We start from the raw sequence: 21,172 nt of genomic DNA, 5'->3' as shown, positions 1-21,172 counted from the left end.
CTAGTAAAAAATATAAATTTTAATTTTCTATATAAATTAATCAATTATCTAACTTTATAAATAATAGTATATTAAAGTAAGAATTTTTTCTTTTAAATTTTTCTTATTTATTGGTAATTAATTTGCCGAATATGAAAGGAACAAAATGGCCTAAATCTCCTAAAAAAAGACCGAATGCCACTATCGTATAAATCAGTTAAAAGCATATTCTTATTAACAGTAATGGAATTGTAACTTTTCGAGTTGAAACAATTACCGATAAGGTCATTTAAATTCTCGAATATATTCAAAGGAAGACAAAAATGGCATTTAAAAGAACTTTCCATGCTGTAGATACGCATGCTGGTGAACCAATGCGTGTAGTTACAGGCGGTGTTCCTCATATTCCGGGTAATACCGTTTATGAAAAAATGTGCTGGCTAAGAGATAATGATGACCAGTTCCGTAAATTGATGTTGCGTGAACCTCGCGGTTATCCTCCACTATGCTGTAATGTTATTGTCCCGCCTTGCCATCCAGATGCGGATGCTGGTTATATTATTATGGAACAGGTGGAATATCCTGTAATGTCTGGTGGTAACACTATTTCAGTAGCTACAGTACTACTTGAAATGGGAATGTTGCCTATGAAAGAACCTGTAACAGAATTAATTCTTGAAGCTCCAGCAGGCTTAATCAAAATCAAAGCTGAATGTAAAGATGGTAAAGTAAAAAACGTTACCTTCAAAAATGTTCCTGCCTTTGCTGCATATCTTGATGCAGAAATCGATGTTCCAAATTTAGGTAAAGTAACTGTCGATGTTGGTTGGGGTGGCATGTTCTATGTTATTGCCGATGTACGTCAATTCCCACATATTCAATTAACTCCTGAACATGGCGCTGAAATTGCGCGTATTTCTGCAATGATTCGACAAGCAGCAATCGAGCAGCTGCCTGTTTCACATCCCGACTATCCAGGTGTAGGAATTACGATTTCACAACTTTCAGGACCTACTGATAGCCCAGATGCTGACTGGAAAAATGCAGTAACCGTAGCATCTGGCGATTTAAGATGGGATGACCCTCAGACATGGACAGGCGCAATTGACCGATGCCCTTGCGGAACGGGTACTTGTGCGAAAATGGCTATTTTACATGCTAAAGGTCAACTTAACATTGATGAAGATTTCCGTCACCAAGGTATTCTTGGCAATGTGTTTACTGGACGTTTAGTCGAAGAAACAATGGTGGGCGATAAAAAGGCAGTTGTTCCAACAATTACTGGAACAAGCTGGATTTATGGATTAAACACTTACGTATTAGATCCAGATGATCCATTTACTGAAGGTTTTACTGTGGGTGACATCTGGGCTGAATAAGACCTAATTTTTATATTAATAGATTCATAAGAAGAGATTGGGAGAGTCATCCCGATCTCTTTATTTATACATTAAAAACAAATACTTAAAACAAAAATAAAATAAATTTGTCTTCGTTTTCATAAAAAACAAATATATAATAAAAGAAACAGCTTCAAACTGTTGCACACTGCTCTCATGGAACTTGACGGTGAAAATATGAAAAATCTATCTGCTCATGCTTATGAAGAAATTTTAGATCCTGAAGAAGCATCCTCTGCAATTAATCCAGATATGCGAGTTGCATTTATCCTGATGAACAAATTCACTTTAGCTCCAGTAACTGGACTAGTTGAATCATTACGGTTTGCAGCAGATAAATCTTTTCGTAGCCTACAAATTTATTGTAAATGGGACTGGATGACTTTTAACAATATTCCAGTCGTTGCAAGTTGTGGCCTCACCATACAACCTACTACTGACTTTAATTTAGAAAATTTAAAGACAAAGTATGATTATATTGTTCTTGCTGGGGGTTTATTAAGTGAAACCAGAAAACCCCCACAAGGCTTATTAGATACACTTCAAGAAATTCATAAAGCTAAAATTCCTATAATTGCCTTATGCTCCGCAAGCTTTGTTTTGGGGAAAGCAGGTATCCTTGATCAACATAAATGTGCAATTCATTTTACGATTAGAGACGAATTTGTTCAGAGATTTCCAAAAGCCATTGCTGTTATTGATAAAACCTATGTTGAAGATCGAGGTGTTTTTACTTGTCCAGGTGGGACAGCGATTGACTTGGCAGCAAATTTAATTCGACAACATTGTGGGGATGTACGCGCACAAAAAGGATTGGAATATCTTTTAATAAATGGAGAAAAGCCACCTAAAACACAAGAAAGTCCAGATATCGATAAACCAGACACTTATGAAAATATAACAGTTACTCGTGCTATCGATTTCATGAGTAAAAATTTAAGTGCTCATGTTACTTTAAAAGAAGTAGCAGAACATGCTCAAACTAGTCCACGACAATTACATCGTGTATTTGTAGCAAATACGAATGAATCTCCTGCTAATTATTGGAGACGTTTAAGACTCGATCATGCTCGAAAATTGTTGGCAAATACGAGTGCTTATGTAACTACTATTGCAATAGAATGTGGATTTTCTGATGCTTCACACTTTATTTACTGGTTTAAGAAACAATACGGCGAAACACCTTTCTCTTATAGAAAACGACGTCATGAAGTTGAACGATTAAATTAATTTTCAATAAAGTAAAGGGCAATATTATTAATTATGCCCTTTATAAAGACGGATGACTTTATGTATTAATCTTTCGATAGACTCGTTGGGTATCTTCTTTAAAATTAGCAACTTCTTCCAAACGCCGTACTTCACTCCAACCTAAAACTTTTGCGGCTATGATTGATATTTCTTCAACACGATCAAACCCCAAGTCTATATTTAATCCATCATTCAAACGCCTGCGAATCAAATCAGTAAGACGTACAACATGTTCTTTCATAATGATTTGCTTAATATCCTTTTCACTTTTGGCATTATTAGCCTTGAAAATCATTCCTTTTGCTGGTGCAAGTCGTTTGCCTAGACATTTTTCAATAGATTGAGCAGCCAATCGTCCAGCATGACGATGCATCATAATGTATGACCCTGTCATCGTTATCAATCCGGGCATATCTGGATCCGTAATAGCACGCACAGGTAAACTAACTGTTTTACCATCTAATGTTGACATGGGCCTAACCCCGCACCAACAATGTTCCACATCTTTTCGTGACAAGTTTAGATCTGGAAACAAAAAGTTAGCTTCACCCAATATATAGTCAATCTCAGAATCTAATACATGAATATTATCGGGATCATCAGTAACTAGCGATTCAGTTGGTCCGATAAAATGATAGTCACGCCATGGAAAAACATAGAAAGGTTCACCTTTGCTAGAAAATGCTTCTAAGCCTTGTCCACGCCATTCATCTGGCAAACGCACCATGACATTAACACCTTTTCGTCCTAGTACTCGATTTTCTTCTTTTTTACCACCGCCCACTACTCGGTCAACCCATGGGCCTGCAGCATTCACTATTGATCGTGTTTTTATCCGTACTTGCACATCCATACCGGGTGCTTGATCATCTAAAGTAATTTCCCAAATTTCATTACAACGTTCTATTTTAGTTACTTTGGTATAAGTAAGTATATGGGCTCCTCGTTGCTCAGCATCTAATGCTGTATCTACACAGATACGTTCAGGCCAATCGTACATATATTCTTCAAATATCGCGACATTCGATAATGGTTTACTCAGACTAGCTACCATCGCACTCTTTTTGGTTGCTCTATCAGCTGATACCTTATGATAGGCTAATGGAACTCCACGACTGGTGAGGGTTTCCATCAATCGAAAACCAAAATCAATTAACCAATGAGGATAACGATCACCTTTTCTAAATGGATAGTGAAATGAATGCTTGGTCAAGCGATGAGGCATGTCTGCAACCAACTCAGCTCGACAATGCATAATATTGCGAGCATAGAGAAAACGTTTCCATAATGCTATAAATCGGAAAGGTATTTGCCATAAAGGAAAATCTGGGGCTAGATAACCTACGCCAGAATACAACATACGACTTGAACGTGATGAAGTTCCTGCTCCGATATCACCTCTATCGACTAATAAAGTACGATAACCTCGTGCAGCCAATTCTCGGGCTGATGCACATCCAACAGCGCCTGCACCAATAACTACAACGTCATATGCTTGTTTTTGTAAACTTTCTAATGTTAATCGTTCCATAACTAACCTTTTATTTTCATAAAAAAGCACCTCCCTAAGAAATGAGAAAGGTGCTTTTCAAACATTTAGTAAAACGTTCCTGTTGCCTGAATTTCAATTAAATACTCTGGACTAGCGAGTTGTGAACCAACGCAAGCTCGCGCAGGTTTATCTATTTCACTTACCCATGCATCATAGACCTTATTCATTTCTTCAAAATAAGCCATATTAGCTAGCCAAATCTGAATACGAGTAATTTGGTTACGATTTGCACCTACATCAACCATTAACTGTTCAAGTTGATCTAATACACAACGGGTTTGTTCTGCAATCCCTTTATCCGTGCACTTAGCAACTAACCCAGCCGTTTCGATATGTTGGCCACTTACAACAACCTGACTAGCACGAGCTCCGCTATGAAATCTTTTTATATCTGTCATCATTTATGCCTCAAAAAATACAATACGTCTTTCTGAAGTCTTCTTTGATGTCCCATACACCTTCACAGTTTGCCGGGAATAAAACCGCATCTCCTGCACGTAGCTCTACTGGTTCTCCACCTTCTGGAGTGAAAATACACCACCCTTTGACAATATGGCTAAACTCACGATTAGCGATATGACGCTTAAACTTACCTGGCGAGCTTTCCCATACACCAATACTTGCAGCAATACTTTCAGAAGTTTGATCTTGTGCAGTGCTCTGCTGTGCAATTAACTCATCTACCGGAAGTTTTGCTGGTGCTGGTGCGCCTAATACAGTATTTTCAGCTTGACGTACTACAACGAGTTGGTTACTCATAATGATCTCCGTAAATAGCCATAATTGGCAGATCTTAAATAAAATTTATTTCTTACTTCCCAAGCTTGCTGCTTGATTTAAATCCAAAGTATCGATGTCAGGCGCTAACGCCCAAGCTGACCATGCCCCAATAAAGCAAACTGCTGCGGCAACGATCATCGTGGTGCCTATTCCCCAGCTTGCTAAAGCGAAAGGTAATAAATAAGTACCAATAGCTGCTCCAATTCTTGAGATAGATGTCCCAAGCCCAACGGCAGAAGCTCTTATTTCAGTTGGAAAAAGTTCATTCGGATAGACATATTCCATGACTTGTGCCCCACCAATGAATACCGCATATGCACCAAATAGACACAACACAATGAAGGAAGAGGCTTGAGGGAATACGCCTAAGAGAAATAAAGCGACTCCTGACCATAAGAAGCTGTGAAAAAGCATCTTTTTGCGGCCCATAGCATTAATTAATAATGTTGCTAATAAGCATCCAACGAAAAATAGGAAAGTAATAGCAACTGCTCCCCAACCAGCAAGTTCGCCAGTCAGCCCTAAAGCCTTTAATACTTGAGGAGCAAATGCATAAATTGCGAAAAGCGGCAGAATTGCACATGTCCAGAAAATTGAAACAAATAACATGCGTTTGCCATATCCTGAATGGAATAAAGACCAAACCGAAGTATTAAAATTTTGATTTCCAATATTTTCTGATAAATCAGCATGAGAGTATTCTGGGCCATATACTTTTTTTATGACTGCATCAGCTTCAGCAACTTGACCTTTATTAAGCAACCAACGTGGTGACTCAGAAGCCCCCATACGTACCATTAAAAATAGTGCACCTGGTACCACCGCACTCGCTAAAGCCCAGCGCCAAGCTTCATCCCCACCAAATGTTAATGCAAGTTCTCCAACAGCATAAGCAACCGCAGCGCCCAAAAACCAAACCATAACCATTGCTGCTAATCTTGGTCCACGATTTTTACGTGGTAAAAACTCTGCAAGATAAGCTGTAGCAATTGGATAGTCCGCTCCAACAGCGACACCAATTAATAATCGCCAAATGAAAAGCATAAATGCTGATTCAACCCAAAATTGAGCAGCTGAAAAGCCAATAATTGCGATAAGGTCAACTAAGTAAAGAACTTTTCGACCATACTTGTCAGTAATCCATCCACCTAAAAACCCACCTAGAAATACGCCAATTAATGCAGAAGCAGCGATCATTCCTTGCCAAAAAGTCGTAAGCGATAATGCATCTGTCATTTGCATCATTACGACCCCGACAATACTCAATACATAACCATCTAGGAATGGACCACCCGAGGAGTAGAAGGTCAGTTTTTTATGGTAGGAATTTAAAGGAATATCCTCTAAAGGAATCTTATTTTTCATGGGAATATCTGCCTTATTTCAAGCAAAATTCACCTTATTCAAATTTTGCGGACAAAAAATCTCTACTAGCCTCTTCCTTTAAGAAGCTAACTTTTTGTTTTATAGATTTTAAATAAGGTAATTTAGATTAAATAACTTAGTTCTTACTTAGAGATGCTGCTTGATGTAAATCTACAACATCAATATCCGGAGCCCATGCTCGAGTTACCCATAATCCAACCAAGCTAATTGCTGCTGCAATCAACATTGTGGTACCGATCCCCCAATGTGCCAGAGACAAAGGTACAAAATAAGTGCCTGCAGCTGCACCGATCCGTGATAATGAAGTGCCTAATCCTACTGCAGTAGCCCGAACTTCTGTGGGAAATAATTCATTTGGATAAACATATTGCATGACTTGAGCGCCACCAATAAATACTGCATAACCACCAAATAAAATCAGAATAATTACAGGAGATGCGCTTGGGAAAAGTCCGAGCAAAAGTAACATTAAACCAGACCAAAAGAAGCTATGTGACAACATTCTCTTACGGCCTACGGTATTAATCGTCAGCGTAGCAACAGTACAACCAACACAGAATAAAACTGTAATTGCGACAGCTCCCCATTTCGCCATTTCACCCGTTAATTTCAAAGCCAACATAACTTTTGGCGCGAATGCATAAATAGCGAATAAGGGAATGATTGAACAAGTCCAAAAAAGCCCAACAAATAGAGTACGTTTACCATAGCCAGAGTGAAACAAAGATGTAATAGAAACTTTATTCTTCTCATCAACTTGTTGTTCTGGTAAATCATTTACAGAGTATTCATTACCGTAAATTTTCTTAATAATTTTATCTGCTTCAGCTGTGCGTCCCTGACTAATTAACCATCTTGCTGACTCAGGTGTACCTAAGCGTCCAACTAAGAATAAAATGCCAGGAATAAGTGCACTCGCAAGTACCCAACGCCAAGCATCGGTTCCAATCACAGACAAAATCAACTCACCAATAATATAAGCTGCCGCTGCGCCTAAGAACCATGCTGTTACTAAAGCTGAAAGCCTAGGACCACGATTTTTACGTGGTAAGAATTCTGCTAATAAAGAAGTAGCAATAGGACAATCTGCTCCCACTGCGGCACCAATCAGGAAACGTAATACAACCAGCATTAGTGCTGTTTCTACCCAGAATTGTGCAACTGATAAGCCAACAATAATGACTAAATTTAAAATATAAAGTAATTTACGGCCAATTTTATCAGTAAGCCACCCCCCCAGAAATCCACCAAAGAAAATACCAACAAGTGCGGATGCCGCGACTAACCCTTCCCATAATAAGGTGAGATGTAACGCTGAAGAAATCTGAAGCATTACTACACCAATAATACTCAGAACATATCCATCTAAAAATGGACCGCCTGCTGAATAAATGGTGAGCTTTTTATGAAATTTATTTAAAGGAACTTCCTCTAAAGGTATTTTATTACGCATATAAACTCCTTTACCTACACGGTATAAAACTGTTATCTATCCCTTAACAGCTTTCTTCAAAAATAATCTTCCAAGACCATTAATATAATGATCTAACAAGTCGTAACTGATATTTAAAAACCTAACTTTCCTTTCCTGCTCGGTATTGCCCTGTCATTAAGTTAAGGTTTACGCCAATTGATAAAAATGGTTGAGGTGGATTCGCATTAGGTCCCGGTGATGAAATCAAGAAATCGATAAGTTCATTTCTTTCACCTGAAAGCCAATCTGCTAATAATGTTCCTGCAATAGTCCCTTTGGTTGTCCCTAATCCATTCCAACAAAGTGCCCCATAAACATTAGGTGCTAATTCGCCAAAGAATGATTCATGGTTTCTGGATAAACACATAGATCCACCCCATGTATATTCAAATTCAACTTGAGGTAACATTGGAAATCTATTTTCAAATGACTGTCTTTGTCTTTGCGCTACACGAGGTAAAAGATGAGGTTTACTACGTCCGTCAGTATTAAAACTAAAACTATTACGCACTAATAGCCGGTTGTCCGGTGTGCGACGCAATGTACTCCCAAACGGATCTGCTGGAATAATGCCCCAGGTTCTTTTCCCACCTAAAGCTAATTGCTCTTCTTCTGTCAGCACACGAGTCATGCTGGCATAGGTAAAAATAGGAAGTAAGCGACCTTTTAAAAAGCCAAATTGGGAAGCAAATGCATTGTTTGTTAATATAAGTTTATTCGCAATGATTGAACCTTGATCTGTTTGCAATTGAATTTTCTTTCCATATTCAACAGATGTAATCGCCGTATACTCATATAAAGTCACATTACTCGGTAAGTTATTGGCTAAACCTTTTACCACTGCCGCTGGCTGTACTAACAAGGTCCCTGGTGTGTAGAGTGCCTTTTTATAAAAATGCGTACCTAAATGAGCTGGAATATCTTGTTCCTCAATAATTTCACACGCCTGACCAAGCTTTTCTAAACCACTTTTATACGCTTCAAGAACTGCTAGACCTCTCTTTTCGACAGCAGCTTGATACTTGCCCGCTGGCTCAAGTTGACAATCAATGTTGTAATCAGCAACTAACCTTTTAATAATATTCTGAGCAGCAAGATTGAGCTTTAAGTGCATGCCTGCGGTTTTGATATCGCCGATATAATCTGCGGCTCCAATATCATGAGGAAGATCGATCATAAAACCTGAGTTTCTTCCAGAAGCTCCATACCCAACCTCTTGTGCCTCCACAAGAACAATGTGATCATTAGGAAAATTCAAGGCAAGTTGTCTAGCAGCCGATAAACCTGTAAACCCGGCCCCTACAATGACCCAATCAGCCTCTATTCTTCCACTCAGTGGAGATTTCGGTATTCGATTTGTGCTTAAGTGGAACCAAGCACATCCATTGTCATCAGCCGGTGTTGAACCTATTCTTTCCATGATAAATTCCTAGCGTCCTTTTCTTATTATTTTTGATCTCATTTACATGTCTTGCATATAAAAAAATGGGCAATTTTTAGGACAAAATAGACATTCCATTAAAAGTCGACAAATGAATTTTATTAAAAAATGTATTTTTATAAAAAAATTATAAATAAAAATCATATATATAAACAAATTAATTAAAGTAAAAATATTCTAACCCCTCATTTTTCCATCTATGTCATATTCTTCATATTTGTTTTTTGCTTCATCATTTTTATGAGACAAATTGACCTTTTTTTTATATTTCTATTTTTAGAATGATGTTTTGATACTTTAATCTTTTTTAATATGGGTCAATAGCTGTGGTAAGTCACCAAATATGGAGTTTTTATGGATAGCATGAATTATTCTAATGCCAGAGCACAGCTTTCTATGCTTATGGATAAAGCTATTGGCGGACATCCTGTAGAAATTACCCGTAGAGGCAGAGGATCGGCTGTCATTATTAGTAAAGAGTCATATGAAGCATATAAAAAGGCTGAGTTTGAAGCGAGATTCCCCTCTGAGTCGAAAAAGCCTGAATAGAAATAATTTTATAAAAGGAATAAAAAATGCAAGCACCTAAAGGATATTGGATTATCGAGTGTCAGGAAATTACTGACCACATCTCTATGCAAAAATATGCAAATGCTTGGACTGAAATAGCAAATGAGTTTAATGCTCAAATTATTGGTGGCACTAACTCTTCTGACTTTGTAGAAGGCCCTCAAAAAGCACGAGTACTTATTTTTGAGTTCCCTTCTTACCAAATTGCTCAAGATTGCTATTACAGTGAAAAGTACCAAAAAGCTAAGGATCTTGCACTAGAGGCAATGGAAAGAACATTTTCCATTATTGAGGGAATATAAGGTCTAATGAATTTTTTAAACTACGATCAAGCTAAAAATATTCTAAGTTGGCATGAAGCTATTGAGGCACTACGCTTAGGTCATGAAAAACCCAAAGCAACTCTGCACGACTCACTCATAGGTCCTAAAGATGGCATGTTGTTAAATCGCATGGCAAGAATTGAAGGATTGGGCTATGGAATAAAAGCTGAGTCTGTCTTCAATGGAAATACAAGTATAGGACTTCCGAATACTCATGGCGTAGTCATCGTTTATTCTTCTGAAAATGGTATCTTACGCGGCTTAGTTGATAGCCACATTATTACCGATCTGAAAACTGCTGCTGATTCTGTATTAGGGGCTACTCTACTCGCTCGTCCCGATAGTAAGCATCTAGTAATCATTGGAGCAGGTCGCGTTGCTCACAATCTTGCACATGCCTACAGTGCTTTATTTCCCAAACTTAAAAAAATATCAATTTGGTCTCGCCGTTTAAATCAATCTCAAGCACTCGCTAAAAGACTAGAGGGATTATCTGCGCCTGTTGTTGCTGCCTCAGATTTACAGTTGACTTTATCAACTGCTGATATTGTTTCTGCAGCGACTATGGCACAACAACCAATTTTAAAAGGAGACTGGATTCGTTCAGGAACTCATATTGACTTGATTGGTGCTTTTACTCCCGAAATGCGTGAAGCTGATGATCAATTAATCGCATCTTCACAGCTCTATGTAGATAATCTTGAAACTACATGGAATATTGGAGAAATTGTGATTCCTATTGTGAATGGAAAAATATCACGAGATCATATTCGAGGTGACCTCTATAGGCTGGTAAATAGTAGTTCTGAAAATTTTAGAAATCAAAAGGATATCACTGTTTTCAAGAATGGTGGAGGTGCTCATTTAGACCTTATGGTTGCTGATGCAATGTTGAAGAAGTTAGGGTTATAAAATCAATCTATTAAGACCAACTCATCTCTGGACATAAGCTTATATCATGAGTTCAGTTAGAAAATCATGATACAAGAAATTCATTAGTGTATGCATTGATATAAGGGTATAAAACGGCATAAAAAAACCCTAAATCATTATAATTTAGGGTTTTAGCATTCATATAAAACTATACAAGTTTATATGATATTAGGAATTTGGTAGGTTTTTTATATCCAATACCAAACAAAATCACAATCTATTGATAAATAAATGTTTAATAAATTATAAATTCAAATGATACAAGCTATGATACAAAAATATTCCTACTGTCCTTGCTTTGGCTTTCTATCAATCCCTATCTTCTCTCTAATTTAAGAATCAGTTAAATTTTAGAGGTTACAAAGGTTACTGAGGTTACAGCCTTATGAGGCAAGACTTTCAGGGGGTAACCGTTGAGAAAAGTGAAAAGGTTAAATATTCCAGAGGTTACATTGATAGTTTTAATAATTTCATACATTTTAAAAAAGAAGTATTTTTATTCTATTTCAAAAGGAAAGTCATGGGGAATAAATCCCGAACGATGTTTTGCTATTATTTGATCAATGAACTCTATAACCGCCTGTAATTTTGAACTATTTCTTAAATCTTCGTGATAAGTTAACCATAAGGTCATTATTTCCATAGCATTTGGACCAGGAACACGTCTAAGTCTTGAATTAGTATCTCCTATAAAGCATGGTAAAAGCGTGCATCCTGCTCCTGTATAGGTTGATTCAAGTAAGACTTGTGTTGAGTTTGATCGAAGTATGATTTTTTCTTCAGACACTACTTTATCGATATATTTCTGCAGAGAATAATGTGCAGATGCTTCATCATAACTTAGAAAAGATTGTGCTTCGAATGATCTTAGATCTGTTTTTAATGCATAAAAAGCGAAAGCAATTCTTCCTAATGAACGAATAACTAATCTTTTATTTGTTGGTCTTGAAAATCGTACAGCTACATCTGCTTCCCTTCGCGAAAGGTCTAAATTCTGATTATCCCCTATGAGTTCTACTTTTAACCCGGGGTGAGTTTCAAAAAAATCATTTAAAGCTGGAGCAAATAAATTTGCGGAGAAAAAAGGAGTTGTTGTTAACCTAACTGTGCCGGTCAATTGTAATTCTGTGCTATCTCTATGTCGTAAAAGACTATTAATTTCTGCTTCAATTTTCTCTGCTATAGCAATTGTTTCTAAACCCAATAGCGTTGGAAAAACTCCATTTGTTCTACGATTAAACAAGATACCTAACTCTTTTTCGAGACTATCTAAGTGTCTTGATACAGTCGTATGGTCGATCTCAAGCGTTTTCGCAGCTTTTGAAAATGAACCTTCTCGACTGATAGCTAAAATAATTCGTAATTGATCCCATTTCAACACAACAACTTACCTCTGCATTTATGCACAGCTATTCTGCACTTATAACTATTCTTACTGCAAAAGTACACATGTATATTCCTTTTCAATATGTAATTAAACCATTTTTAATTATTTGGAGAAATATTATGGCTTTCGTTCATGCTCAAGATGGTACTGAAATTTACTATGAAGATCAGGGCAAAGGTGAAAATTTAGTCTTTATATCGGGGTATATGGGTATTGCTGATATTTGGCATAATCAAATTGATACGCTAAAAAGTCGATATAGATGTATTACTCATGATAATCGTGGTTACGGACGCTCTGGTAAACCTGAGCATATGGATATGTATAGTATTGAAATTCATGCAGAAGATCTTAAAGCTATTTTAGATGCTACAGAGATTACTGATCCTGTCACTTTAATTACTCATTCTATGGGTGGAAATATTGCTACAGCATTTACTTTAAAATATCCGGAGAAAGTAAAAAGCATTATATATACAGGAACACATCTTTCTGGTACTCAATTTAAAGAGTTAGGTGAAACAGCAGATACACTTTTTGACGGCGTATCAACTTCAATAAAAAGTGTTGGATTCTTTCAAGCATTTGGCTTAACACCTGATATTTGCTTAGAAGCTGCAAAATGGTCACGCTTTTCTTTATTAGCAAATGCATATGCTTTAGCAAATTATGATCCTCAAAAACGCTACGATGAAATACAGGTTCCTGTTCTAATTATTCAAGGCGCTAACGATGTAGTTACACCTGCTAACCCATGTGCTACAGAATTACAAAAAATGATTTCTGGATCACAATTAGAGATTTTAAATAATGTTAATCATTTTCCACAAACTGAAGCCCCAGACAGAGTGACATTTCTTATTGAAAATTTCCTTGAAAAATTAGGTAATTAAATGACTGTACTAGTGGAACATAAGAGCTGAATTCTAAAAGGTTACTATGATCTACTAGTACATTTTTTCACCTCCCCTTTATTTCATATTTATTTATAACGTCCATCGAAGATTAATATTCCAATTTGGCGGCGCGATATATTTATGTTGCAGCAACAGAATTATTGTTTTTTGTTTGAGGTATTTCTCTAAGTGGGTGGTCGCTTAAACAAATTAAAAATATTAATGAGTTTTTCTCATGGATTCATTCAAATATATCCTTTGAAAGTACAAGTTAAAATTTCTAATGTATGTATAACGTTCACTATACCTCGTTCTACCTATGAGCAAAGTTGATGACATTCTTAAAACAGCAGAAAGACTTTTTGATCTACAAGGTTTTCATAGCACTGGAATCGATCAAATTGTTAAAGAAGCTAGCGTAACTCCACGTACGCTTTATCGTCATTTTCACTCAAAAGAAGATCTTGTTTTAGCAGTCTTAGAACAACGTGAAATACGTTTTTTAAAGCAACTTGAACAAAAGTTAGATGAATATAAGTTTAATGCTCCACTATGGTCGCTGATTATTTCAGAACTTGAAAAGTGGTTCACACTTGAAAGTAGCAATGGTTGTTTATTTCTTCGTGCACTCGCTGAATTTAGCTATAAGAATGCAGAAATTGAGCAGCGTGTTTTATTGCATAAACAACGTACTTTTGAACTTTTTAAAAAAATCTTTGAAAAAGAATTTCCAGATCAGTTTACAGAAAAAGCTGAAATTCTAATTTTCATTATCGAAGGTGCTACTGCTTTGGCACCCATCATAGGGGGAAAAGCAGCCATTCAAAGAGCAAATGCTCTAGCCCTTCAATTGTTAGCATCTACTACCCACCCCTTATTTCACTAGGAGAAACTCATGGTACTGCCTACAAAAATGCATGCTGTGCTATTAAATGGACACGGTGGTCTTGACCAACTTGAATATCGTACTGATGTAACTGTCCCTACACCAGCAGATGATGAAGTACTAATTCAAGTATCAGCTGCAGGTGTGAATAATACTGATATTAATACGCGTATTGGCTGGTATTCAAAAACTAATGAACAAGCTACGAATACAGGTGGTGCTAAGGGTCTAGAAAGCATTAATGATGATGATGCTTCTTGGTCAGGTACTCCACTTCAATTTCCTTTTATTCAAGGGGCAGACTGCTGCGGTAAAATCGTTGCAGTAGGTAAAAATGTAGATCCTTCACGTATTGGTGAACGCGTTATTGTTCGTACGATGTTACGTGCTTATGTTGATTACCGTCCTTATGAGTGTTGGACTTTTGGTAGTGAGTGTAATGGTGGTTTTGCACAGTTCGCTACTGTTAAATCTGCTGAAGCTTATAAAGTAGATTCAGATTGGTCAGATGAAGAATTAGCCTCTATTCCATGCTCTTATTCAACTGCTGAAAATATGCTGCATCGAATTGGATTAGGTGCAGAAACTGTATTAATTACTGGCGCATCTGGTGGCGTAGGATCTGCTGCTGTTCAGCTTGCAAAACGCCGTGGTGCACAAGTTATTGCTCTGTGCTCATCATCAAAAGCAGATGAAGTTTTAGCATGTGGTGCAGATCGTGTGATTGACCGTAATGCTGACTTGGTTAAAGAGTTAGGTAAAGAATCAATTGATGTCGTTATTGATTTAATTGGTGGTCCTCAATGGCCTTCATTATTAGAAGTTTTACGTAAAGGTGGCCGCTACGCTAACGCAGGTGCCATCGCAGGTCCTATTTCACAAATCGACCTTCGTACCGTTTATTTAAATGATTTGACTTTAATGGGCTGTACTTTCCAAGAAGATGAAGTATTTACAAACCTAATTTCTTACATTGAGAAAAATGAGATTCGTCCTTTAGTTGCTAAGACTTTCCCATTAAGCGAAATTGCCAAAGCTCAAGAAGAGTTTTTAAGCAAAAAACATCTCGGCAAGCTGGTGTTAACTGTTCCGGCTGTTGAAGCATAAGTCATTTTTTAAATGATGATGTTACTTATGTATCTGTCTAATTTGTAAAGACAGCATAAGTGACATCAAGAATACGTAGTCTTAAAGACAAGGATATATTCATGAAAATTAAACGTATTGAGCTCTACCAAATCGACTTACCTTATTCTGGTGGCGTATATCACCTTTCAGGTGGCCGTCAATATCGTAGTTTCGATGCCTCAATTGTAAGAGTCATTGCAGATAATGGTTTAGAAGGTTGGGGAGAAAGTACACCATTCGGTTCAACATGGATTGCTTCTCATGCACTTGGTGCACGTGCAGGTATTGCGGAAATTGCTCCTCACTTACTAGGTAAAGATCCGCGCCAAGTTGATCGTATTAATGAGGCCATGGATAGTGCACTTGTCGGTCATAACCACGCTAAATCTGCAATTGATCTTGCTTGTTGGGATCTATTTGGTAAATCAGTAAATTTACCTGTATGTGAGTTATTAGGTGGTTCAACTGGTCGTAGATTACCTGTAATCTCTTCTATTCATGCTGATACACCAGATGCAATGCGTGAAAATGTAGCAAAGCACCGGGAAATGGGTTATTTAGGTCACTCTGTAAAAATTGGTTCTGTTGATAGCGAAGGTGGACCAGTTCTAGATGCTGAACGCATTAAAGCAAGTTTAGCGGACCAAAAGCCAGGTGAATTTTTTATTGTTGATGCAAATGGCGGTCTAACGCCTGAAATGGCTCTAAGAGTCTTACGTTTATTACCTGCAGGTCTAGACTTCGTGCTTGAAGCACCATGTAGTACATGGCGTGAAACCCAATCATTGCGTCAGCGTTGCCCTGTACCCATCTTCATTGACGAATTACTCCAACACGAAGAAGATGCCATTCATGTAATTAATCATGATGTTGGTGATGGCCTTGGCTTAAAAATTTCTAAAGTTGGGGGTTTAACTTGTGCTCGTCGACACCGTGATATTGGAATTGCGGCTGGTCTATCTCTAAGCGTTCAAGATACTGTAGGTTCAGATATTGTATTTGCGTCAATTTTACACATGGGAGCAACAATTCCAGAGAAAAACCTACGTTGTCTTTTAGATACACGTGGCATGGTAAGTATTCAAACAGCTGAGTTTGATGCACCAATTATTGATGGTGGTGTAATCGTACCCCAAAAGCCTGGTCTAGGTATCACAGTCGATCAAGATTTATTAGGTGCTCCTGTGGCGGTTTGGGGTAACTAATCCTTCTCTTAAAACCCAAATAGGGCTTTGATATTTATGGCTGTTTTATAAAAATACTACAGCCATATTATTCTCAATTTTAAGCCAAAATTTAAACCTGCATATTTTTTCCACTACTCATTTCTTATGAGTATTAGGCCTTTATTGACCAAATTTTAGCAAAGTAATCGGATTACAGAGTGGTCAAAGCTTTTAGGTAAATACGAGGTATATGTCTAATTAGCACTATATCTCTCAATAAATCAGGAAATTAAAAACGTATTTAAGTACGTGAAGGAAGATACACAAGGAGCGTATCAATGAATCAGGAACAGATAATTTCTCAAAATAGACTGATTACCCAAGATCAAAAAGCACGCCGTTTTATGATAAAGCTTGCTTGGCTTATGGCTGGTGGAATGTTTATTGATGGTTTTGTTCTAGGTTACTTAGGATCATTAATGCCATCAATTACAGCCGATTTACAACTGTCCATGACTTGGCAAGGCTTAATTGGTGCTGCGTCTTTAGTTGGCATTTTTTTCGGTGCACCAATCGGAGGATATTTTTCTGATCGATTTGGTCGTAAGCCTATGTTTATGCTTGATCTTTTTATATTTTTAATTTGTTCAATCGGGCAATTTTTTGCATCCGATCCATATACACTTTTCATTGCCCGCTTTTTTATGGGTGTTGCAATAGGAATTGAATATGCGGTTGGATGGCCAATGTTGGCAGAATTTGCTCCAGCTCGTATACGAGGTAAATTATTAATCTTAACTGAAACAGCTTGGTTTATCGGATATCTAATTTCATATGCTATTGGTTATATTATGCTTGACCAAAAAATTGCATCTTGGAATGTCATTTTAGGAATTAGTGCAATTCCTTCATTAATTATATTACTTATGCGTCGAGGTATACCAGAATCACCACGTTGGTTAATGAGTAAGGGGCGTAAAAAAGAAGCAACTAAAATTGCTCAAGAATATTTTAATGAAGAAGATAGGCAGGATATTTTAAATCAGAAGCATGACAATATTGGTCAAGCTACAAATTTCTTTGATTTATTTAAATCTAAAAATATTAAAAGCACAGTATTAGTTTCAATATATTTTATTGGAACTTCGGCTCCTTATTATGCAATTGGTGTTTTCATTCCTCTAATTTTAGAAAAATTAGGTTTGCAAGATGGAATTAAAGGTGGATTATTTCTTAATACATTCGCAGTATTCGGTACATTATTAGCTGTTGTGTTAATTGAACGTGTTTCACGACGTAAAATGGCTATTCTTCCAATTCTCATTTGTACAATTGCATTAGCGGTTGTAGCTCTTGCAGCAGACCATCCTACTTGGATTCTTATTGGTTTCTTAGTTTTTGCATTTGCGAACGCCGTAACTGCTAGCATGATCTCAGTTATTCCAGGAGAAGTGTTACGCCCTGAAATAAGTTGTTCAGGCACAGGCTTTGCCGCTGCGATGTCTCGTATAGGTGCAGCTATAGGTGTATTTTTAATGCCTATGTTTGTTGCTGCGCATGGAGCTGCACTGGCCGTTTGGATCGCTGCTGGGGTGTGTTTAATAGCAACAATAATTACTTTCTTATTTATGCCTGAAACTAAAGGAAAATCAATGAGTGAAATTTTTCACTAACTCCAACTTACTGAATAAAAAGCAAAATACTCTCTTGTTGAAAACTGAGAGTGTTTTGTTTTGAGTCTTTATCTAAATTTCTAATCAAAAGGAAAAGTCGCTTCAATATATGATTAAAACTCATCATAGATTGAAAATAAATCCATTGAAGCGAACTGTACATTTCACCTATCTTGAACATGTTTTAGTCAGGGAGAATACAAATGAAACAGTGGAACTATTCAAATGTCAGAGCACAACTTACTATGATTATGGATCAAGCTGTTGCTGGGCATCCAGTAGAAATTACTCGCAGAGGTCGGGAATCTGCAGTAATTATTAGCAAAGCTTCTTATGAGGCTTACAAGAAAGCCGAATACGATGTTGCTTACTATAAAATTTCAGCTTCTAAAGAAAATTCAGAAGCTTAAAACATCTCCAAAAACACTCTTTATTCATGCAGCAAGGTTCCATGAAGCTCAATATTTCTTTAATTCAACTTGGTGCCTTGTTTGCATTTATCTCTGCATTCCTATTTAGCAGTAAAGCAATTTTTATTAAACAGGCATATAGCCTTACTCCATCATTAGATGCTATTACCCTAATGGCTATTCGTATGGGAATTGCTCTACCCTTCTTTTTAGTTATCTGTTGGTTTTGCCGCCATCAAAATCAGAATATCAAGCTAAAAGATATTCTATATTTACTTTCTGTGGGCTTGTTAGGCTATTACATTTCTAGCTGGCTCGATTTCTATGGCCTTATGTTTATTACGGCGTCACTAGAACGAATTATTTTATTCTTATATCCGACCATGACTGTTTTAGCATCGAGTTTTATCCTCAAGCAAAAATTAAGTTCAAAAACGATATTTGCACTTATCTTAAGTTATGGTGGAACAGTCATTGTTATGCTTCAAGAGCAAAAAACTCTCTCAGACCAACATAACTTCTGGTTTGGAGCAAGCTTAGTGTTTGCTAGTGCTGTTTCTTTTGCTTGCTATCTCTTACTTACCCCACCATTAATCAAAAAATTTGGTTCATGGAACTTAACGGGACTATCTTTATCTGCTGCTTGTATTGGCACACTTATACATTTTCTAATGGTAACCAGTCATCCTATACTGTTACTTACCTCTTTACCTATACAAGTTATTTGGTATGGAATCTGTTTAGGTTTATTTGTTACGGTTCTACCCACCCTCCTATTAATATTGAGTATAGAGTACGTAGGTGCAACACAATCCGCTATTATTTCATCCATTAGCCCAATTGTTACTATTCTATTTTCAGTATTTCTTTTAAATGAGCATTTAAATACAATCCAGTGGCTAGGTTGTTTTCTTAATATTTTTGGTGTGATGCTTATTACACTTAAAAGAAAATAAAACTAATATTTAAATTATAAAAAATATATTTCAACTATTTTTATTACCTATTTTTAATAATGATAAAAAGTCATTAATTCATGATTATTTATCGTTCTTAAATAACTATTAAATTTCCCATTTAAAAATTATGATTAATTTTTTAATCGGGTCTATCGTATGAGCCGTCAAATCTCAACCTTAATCGGTGTTTCAGCTTTATTACTTTGGTCCACTTTAGTTGGCTTACTCAGGCTTTCTACAGAAAGTTTTGGTCCTATCTATACAGTGACTTACGTATACACCATCAGTGCTATTATTTTATTCTTAACATATGGCCTACCCGATTTAAAAAAGGTTTCAAAGAAGTTTCTTATTCTATCTAGCTTGCTTTTCGTTGTTTTTGAATTGTGTTTTGCCTTTTCAATTACTCTAGCAAATTCATCAGAAAAATCGATTGAGATGAATATTATTTTTAATATGTGGCCAACTCTCATTATTATTATGTTGGCGATATTAAAAGAAGAAAAAGTAAACTTAATGACAATATTAGGAGTGATTGTAAGTTTTGCAGGTATAGTTATAATTAACTATCATCCAAATCTAAACTTCATTGATAACTTTTCAAAAAACCCAATAAGTTATTTACTCATTTTTTTAGCAGCTATTCTTTGGGCTGTTTATTGTATCTACACAAAAAAGCAAAGTAATGGAACTAACGCCGTTTCACTTTATTTTATCTTAACAGCTATAGCCTTATGGATACTTACTATCTCTACTCAGGGTTTCCACTTACCTCATTCGCATGGAATGAACGGCTATCTATTTGTCTTTATCAATGCTGTTTTTTTCTCAATGGGTTATCTAGCGTGGAATATTGGTATTATCAAAGGCAATATGCCCATTTTGATTATGCTTTCTTATTTTTCTCCAATTTTTTCATCGGCATTTTCAGCTTTCGTTTTGAACTCCGATTTAACAATCAATTTTTGGTACGGTGCGTTAACGGTTACTTTTGGATCATTAATTTGTTGGTATTCAATCCGAAAGAATCATATTCATCAGAACGAAGCGAAATTAGCTTCTTAATTTTTTGGTCACAGCCATACTATTTTGGCTGTGACTTTTTACTTTTATCAAACTTTGTCAATCAAACGTGTCACACCGTTGACAATCATATCGACTGCGATAGTTCCAATTAATAAAGCGGCTAATCTTCCTACAATATCAAAATAGCGATCAATATATTTAGCATGACTATAACGTAAATGATCATGAGAAAATTTCATTGCTATCAAAACACTACAACTCAGAATTAGTACTAAAGCGATCACTATAGCGGCCTCTAAAAGAGACATGCTCATGCCTGTCACTACAGCTGCACTAATTGTTCCTGGTCCAATCATAAAAGGCATAGCGACAGTTCCAGCCAAATGTTCAGGCGCTCCTCGCATTTCACCAATGGTATCGGCACCCTGAAATACATATCTATATCCAATTACCAGAAAAATCAGGCCACCAAAAATTAGAAATGATTCAAACCTTACATTTAAATACCGATTAAAAATTGCTTCTCCACCCCATGCAAATAAGAGAAAAACT

The 21,172-nt window shown here is 36.6% G+C and carries 21 protein-coding genes; 13 read left to right on the top strand and 8 right to left on the bottom strand.

Going from position 1 to position 21,172, the window contains the following annotated elements; all coding sequences use genetic code 11:
* Nucleotides 1–302: 302 nt before the first annotated feature.
* Together OSH00_RS03825 and OSH00_RS03820 are read left to right on the top strand one after the other, a co-directional pair.
* Nucleotides 303–1,358, top strand: coding sequence for a proline racemase family protein (locus OSH00_RS03825; RefSeq protein WP_266129321.1), 1,056 nt, complete (start codon nt 303–305; stop codon nt 1,356–1,358).
* Between the two features lie 177 nt (nt 1,359–1,535).
* Entirely contained in the window at nt 1,536–2,609 is a 1,074-nt protein-coding gene (locus OSH00_RS03820; RefSeq protein WP_266129320.1) for a GlxA family transcriptional regulator, read from the top strand.
* A 58-nt stretch (nt 2,610–2,667) separates the two neighbouring features.
* Here OSH00_RS03820 and OSH00_RS03815 read toward each other — a convergent pair whose 3' ends face one another.
* From OSH00_RS03815 to OSH00_RS03790, 6 genes are all read right to left on the bottom strand, one after another.
* Complete coding sequence (locus tag OSH00_RS03815; RefSeq protein ID WP_266129319.1) at nt 2,668–4,161, bottom strand: FAD-dependent oxidoreductase; 1,494 nt, start codon at nt 4,159–4,161, stop codon at nt 2,668–2,670.
* 65 nt (nt 4,162–4,226) lie between these two features.
* Nucleotides 4,227–4,583: a RidA family protein gene (locus OSH00_RS03810; RefSeq protein ID WP_266129318.1), complete on the bottom strand. Its 357-nt coding sequence runs from the start codon at nt 4,581–4,583 to the stop codon at nt 4,227–4,229.
* A gap of 7 nt (nt 4,584–4,590) precedes the next feature.
* A complete protein-coding gene (locus OSH00_RS03805; RefSeq protein WP_266129317.1) occupies nt 4,591–4,941 on the bottom strand; it encodes a cupin domain-containing protein in 351 nt (116 codons plus the stop codon).
* Between the two features lie 45 nt (nt 4,942–4,986).
* Nucleotides 4,987–6,327: an MFS transporter gene (locus OSH00_RS03800; RefSeq protein ID WP_266129316.1), complete on the bottom strand. Its 1,341-nt coding sequence runs from the start codon at nt 6,325–6,327 to the stop codon at nt 4,987–4,989.
* 136 nt (nt 6,328–6,463) lie between these two features.
* Nucleotides 6,464–7,801, bottom strand: coding sequence for an MFS transporter (locus OSH00_RS03795; RefSeq protein WP_266129315.1), 1,338 nt, complete (start codon nt 7,799–7,801; stop codon nt 6,464–6,466).
* Nucleotides 7,802–7,922: 121 nt separating this feature from the next.
* The gene (locus OSH00_RS03790; RefSeq protein WP_266129314.1) at nt 7,923–9,242 is read right to left on the bottom strand and encodes an NAD(P)/FAD-dependent oxidoreductase; all 1,320 of its coding nucleotides are present in this window, start codon (nt 9,240–9,242) and stop codon (nt 7,923–7,925) included.
* A 375-nt stretch (nt 9,243–9,617) separates the two neighbouring features.
* Between OSH00_RS03790 and OSH00_RS03785 the strand changes: the two genes are divergently transcribed.
* The 3 genes from OSH00_RS03785 to OSH00_RS03775 are packed head-to-tail and all read left to right on the top strand — an operon-like array spanning nt 9,618 to nt 11,068.
* On the top strand, nt 9,618–9,812 hold the full coding sequence (locus tag OSH00_RS03785) for a type II toxin-antitoxin system Phd/YefM family antitoxin (protein ID WP_266129313.1): 195 nt from the start codon (nt 9,618–9,620) through the stop codon (nt 9,810–9,812).
* A 26-nt stretch (nt 9,813–9,838) separates the two neighbouring features.
* A complete protein-coding gene (locus tag OSH00_RS03780; RefSeq protein ID WP_266129312.1) occupies nt 9,839–10,135 on the top strand; it encodes a DUF1330 domain-containing protein in 297 nt (98 codons plus the stop codon).
* Nucleotides 10,136–10,141: 6 nt separating this feature from the next.
* A complete protein-coding gene (locus OSH00_RS03775) occupies nt 10,142–11,068 on the top strand; it encodes an ornithine cyclodeaminase family protein (protein ID WP_266129311.1) in 927 nt (308 codons plus the stop codon).
* A 517-nt stretch (nt 11,069–11,585) separates the two neighbouring features.
* Here the strand turns inward: OSH00_RS03775 and OSH00_RS03770 are convergent.
* Complete coding sequence (locus OSH00_RS03770; RefSeq protein ID WP_266129310.1) at nt 11,586–12,470, bottom strand: LysR family transcriptional regulator; 885 nt, start codon at nt 12,468–12,470, stop codon at nt 11,586–11,588.
* 68 nt (nt 12,471–12,538) lie between these two features.
* On the opposite strand from OSH00_RS03770, the gene OSH00_RS03765 reads away from it, so the two are divergent.
* From OSH00_RS03765 to yddG, 8 genes are all read left to right on the top strand, one after another.
* Nucleotides 12,539–13,369: an alpha/beta fold hydrolase gene (locus OSH00_RS03765; RefSeq protein WP_266129309.1), complete on the top strand. Its 831-nt coding sequence runs from the start codon at nt 12,539–12,541 to the stop codon at nt 13,367–13,369.
* Nucleotides 13,370–13,691: 322 nt separating this feature from the next.
* Nucleotides 13,692–14,258 (top strand): TetR/AcrR family transcriptional regulator, encoded by a 567-nt coding sequence (locus OSH00_RS03760; RefSeq protein WP_266129308.1) that lies wholly within the window; start codon nt 13,692–13,694, stop codon nt 14,256–14,258.
* Nucleotides 14,259–14,267: 9 nt separating this feature from the next.
* The gene (locus tag OSH00_RS03755) at nt 14,268–15,365 is read left to right on the top strand and encodes an alcohol dehydrogenase family protein (protein ID WP_266129307.1); all 1,098 of its coding nucleotides are present in this window, start codon (nt 14,268–14,270) and stop codon (nt 15,363–15,365) included.
* A 101-nt stretch (nt 15,366–15,466) separates the two neighbouring features.
* Nucleotides 15,467–16,591: a mandelate racemase/muconate lactonizing enzyme family protein gene (locus OSH00_RS03750; protein ID WP_266129306.1), complete on the top strand. Its 1,125-nt coding sequence runs from the start codon at nt 15,467–15,469 to the stop codon at nt 16,589–16,591.
* Between the two features lie 299 nt (nt 16,592–16,890).
* Nucleotides 16,891–18,225: an MFS transporter gene (locus OSH00_RS03745; RefSeq protein ID WP_266129305.1), complete on the top strand. Its 1,335-nt coding sequence runs from the start codon at nt 16,891–16,893 to the stop codon at nt 18,223–18,225.
* 203 nt (nt 18,226–18,428) lie between these two features.
* Nucleotides 18,429–18,635 carry a type II toxin-antitoxin system Phd/YefM family antitoxin gene (locus OSH00_RS03740; protein ID WP_266129304.1) on the top strand — a complete coding sequence of 69 codons (207 nt, stop codon included), beginning with the start codon at nt 18,429–18,431 and terminating at the stop codon, nt 18,633–18,635.
* Between the two features lie 41 nt (nt 18,636–18,676).
* The gene (locus tag OSH00_RS03735) at nt 18,677–19,591 is read left to right on the top strand and encodes a DMT family transporter (RefSeq protein ID WP_266129303.1); all 915 of its coding nucleotides are present in this window, start codon (nt 18,677–18,679) and stop codon (nt 19,589–19,591) included.
* 159 nt (nt 19,592–19,750) lie between these two features.
* Entirely contained in the window at nt 19,751–20,659 is a 909-nt protein-coding gene (gene yddG, locus OSH00_RS03730; RefSeq protein ID WP_239970196.1) for an aromatic amino acid DMT transporter YddG, read from the top strand.
* Nucleotides 20,660–20,706: 47 nt separating this feature from the next.
* Here yddG and OSH00_RS03725 read toward each other — a convergent pair.
* On the bottom strand, nt 20,707–21,172 hold a 466-nt coding region (locus tag OSH00_RS03725; RefSeq protein ID WP_266129302.1), incomplete at its 5' end, for a MarC family protein.

Source organism: Acinetobacter nematophilus, from assembly GCF_026344175.1.
GTDB lineage: Bacteria > Pseudomonadota > Gammaproteobacteria > Pseudomonadales > Moraxellaceae > Acinetobacter > Acinetobacter nematophilus.
This window is presented reverse-complemented; position numbering and strand designations above follow the sequence as displayed.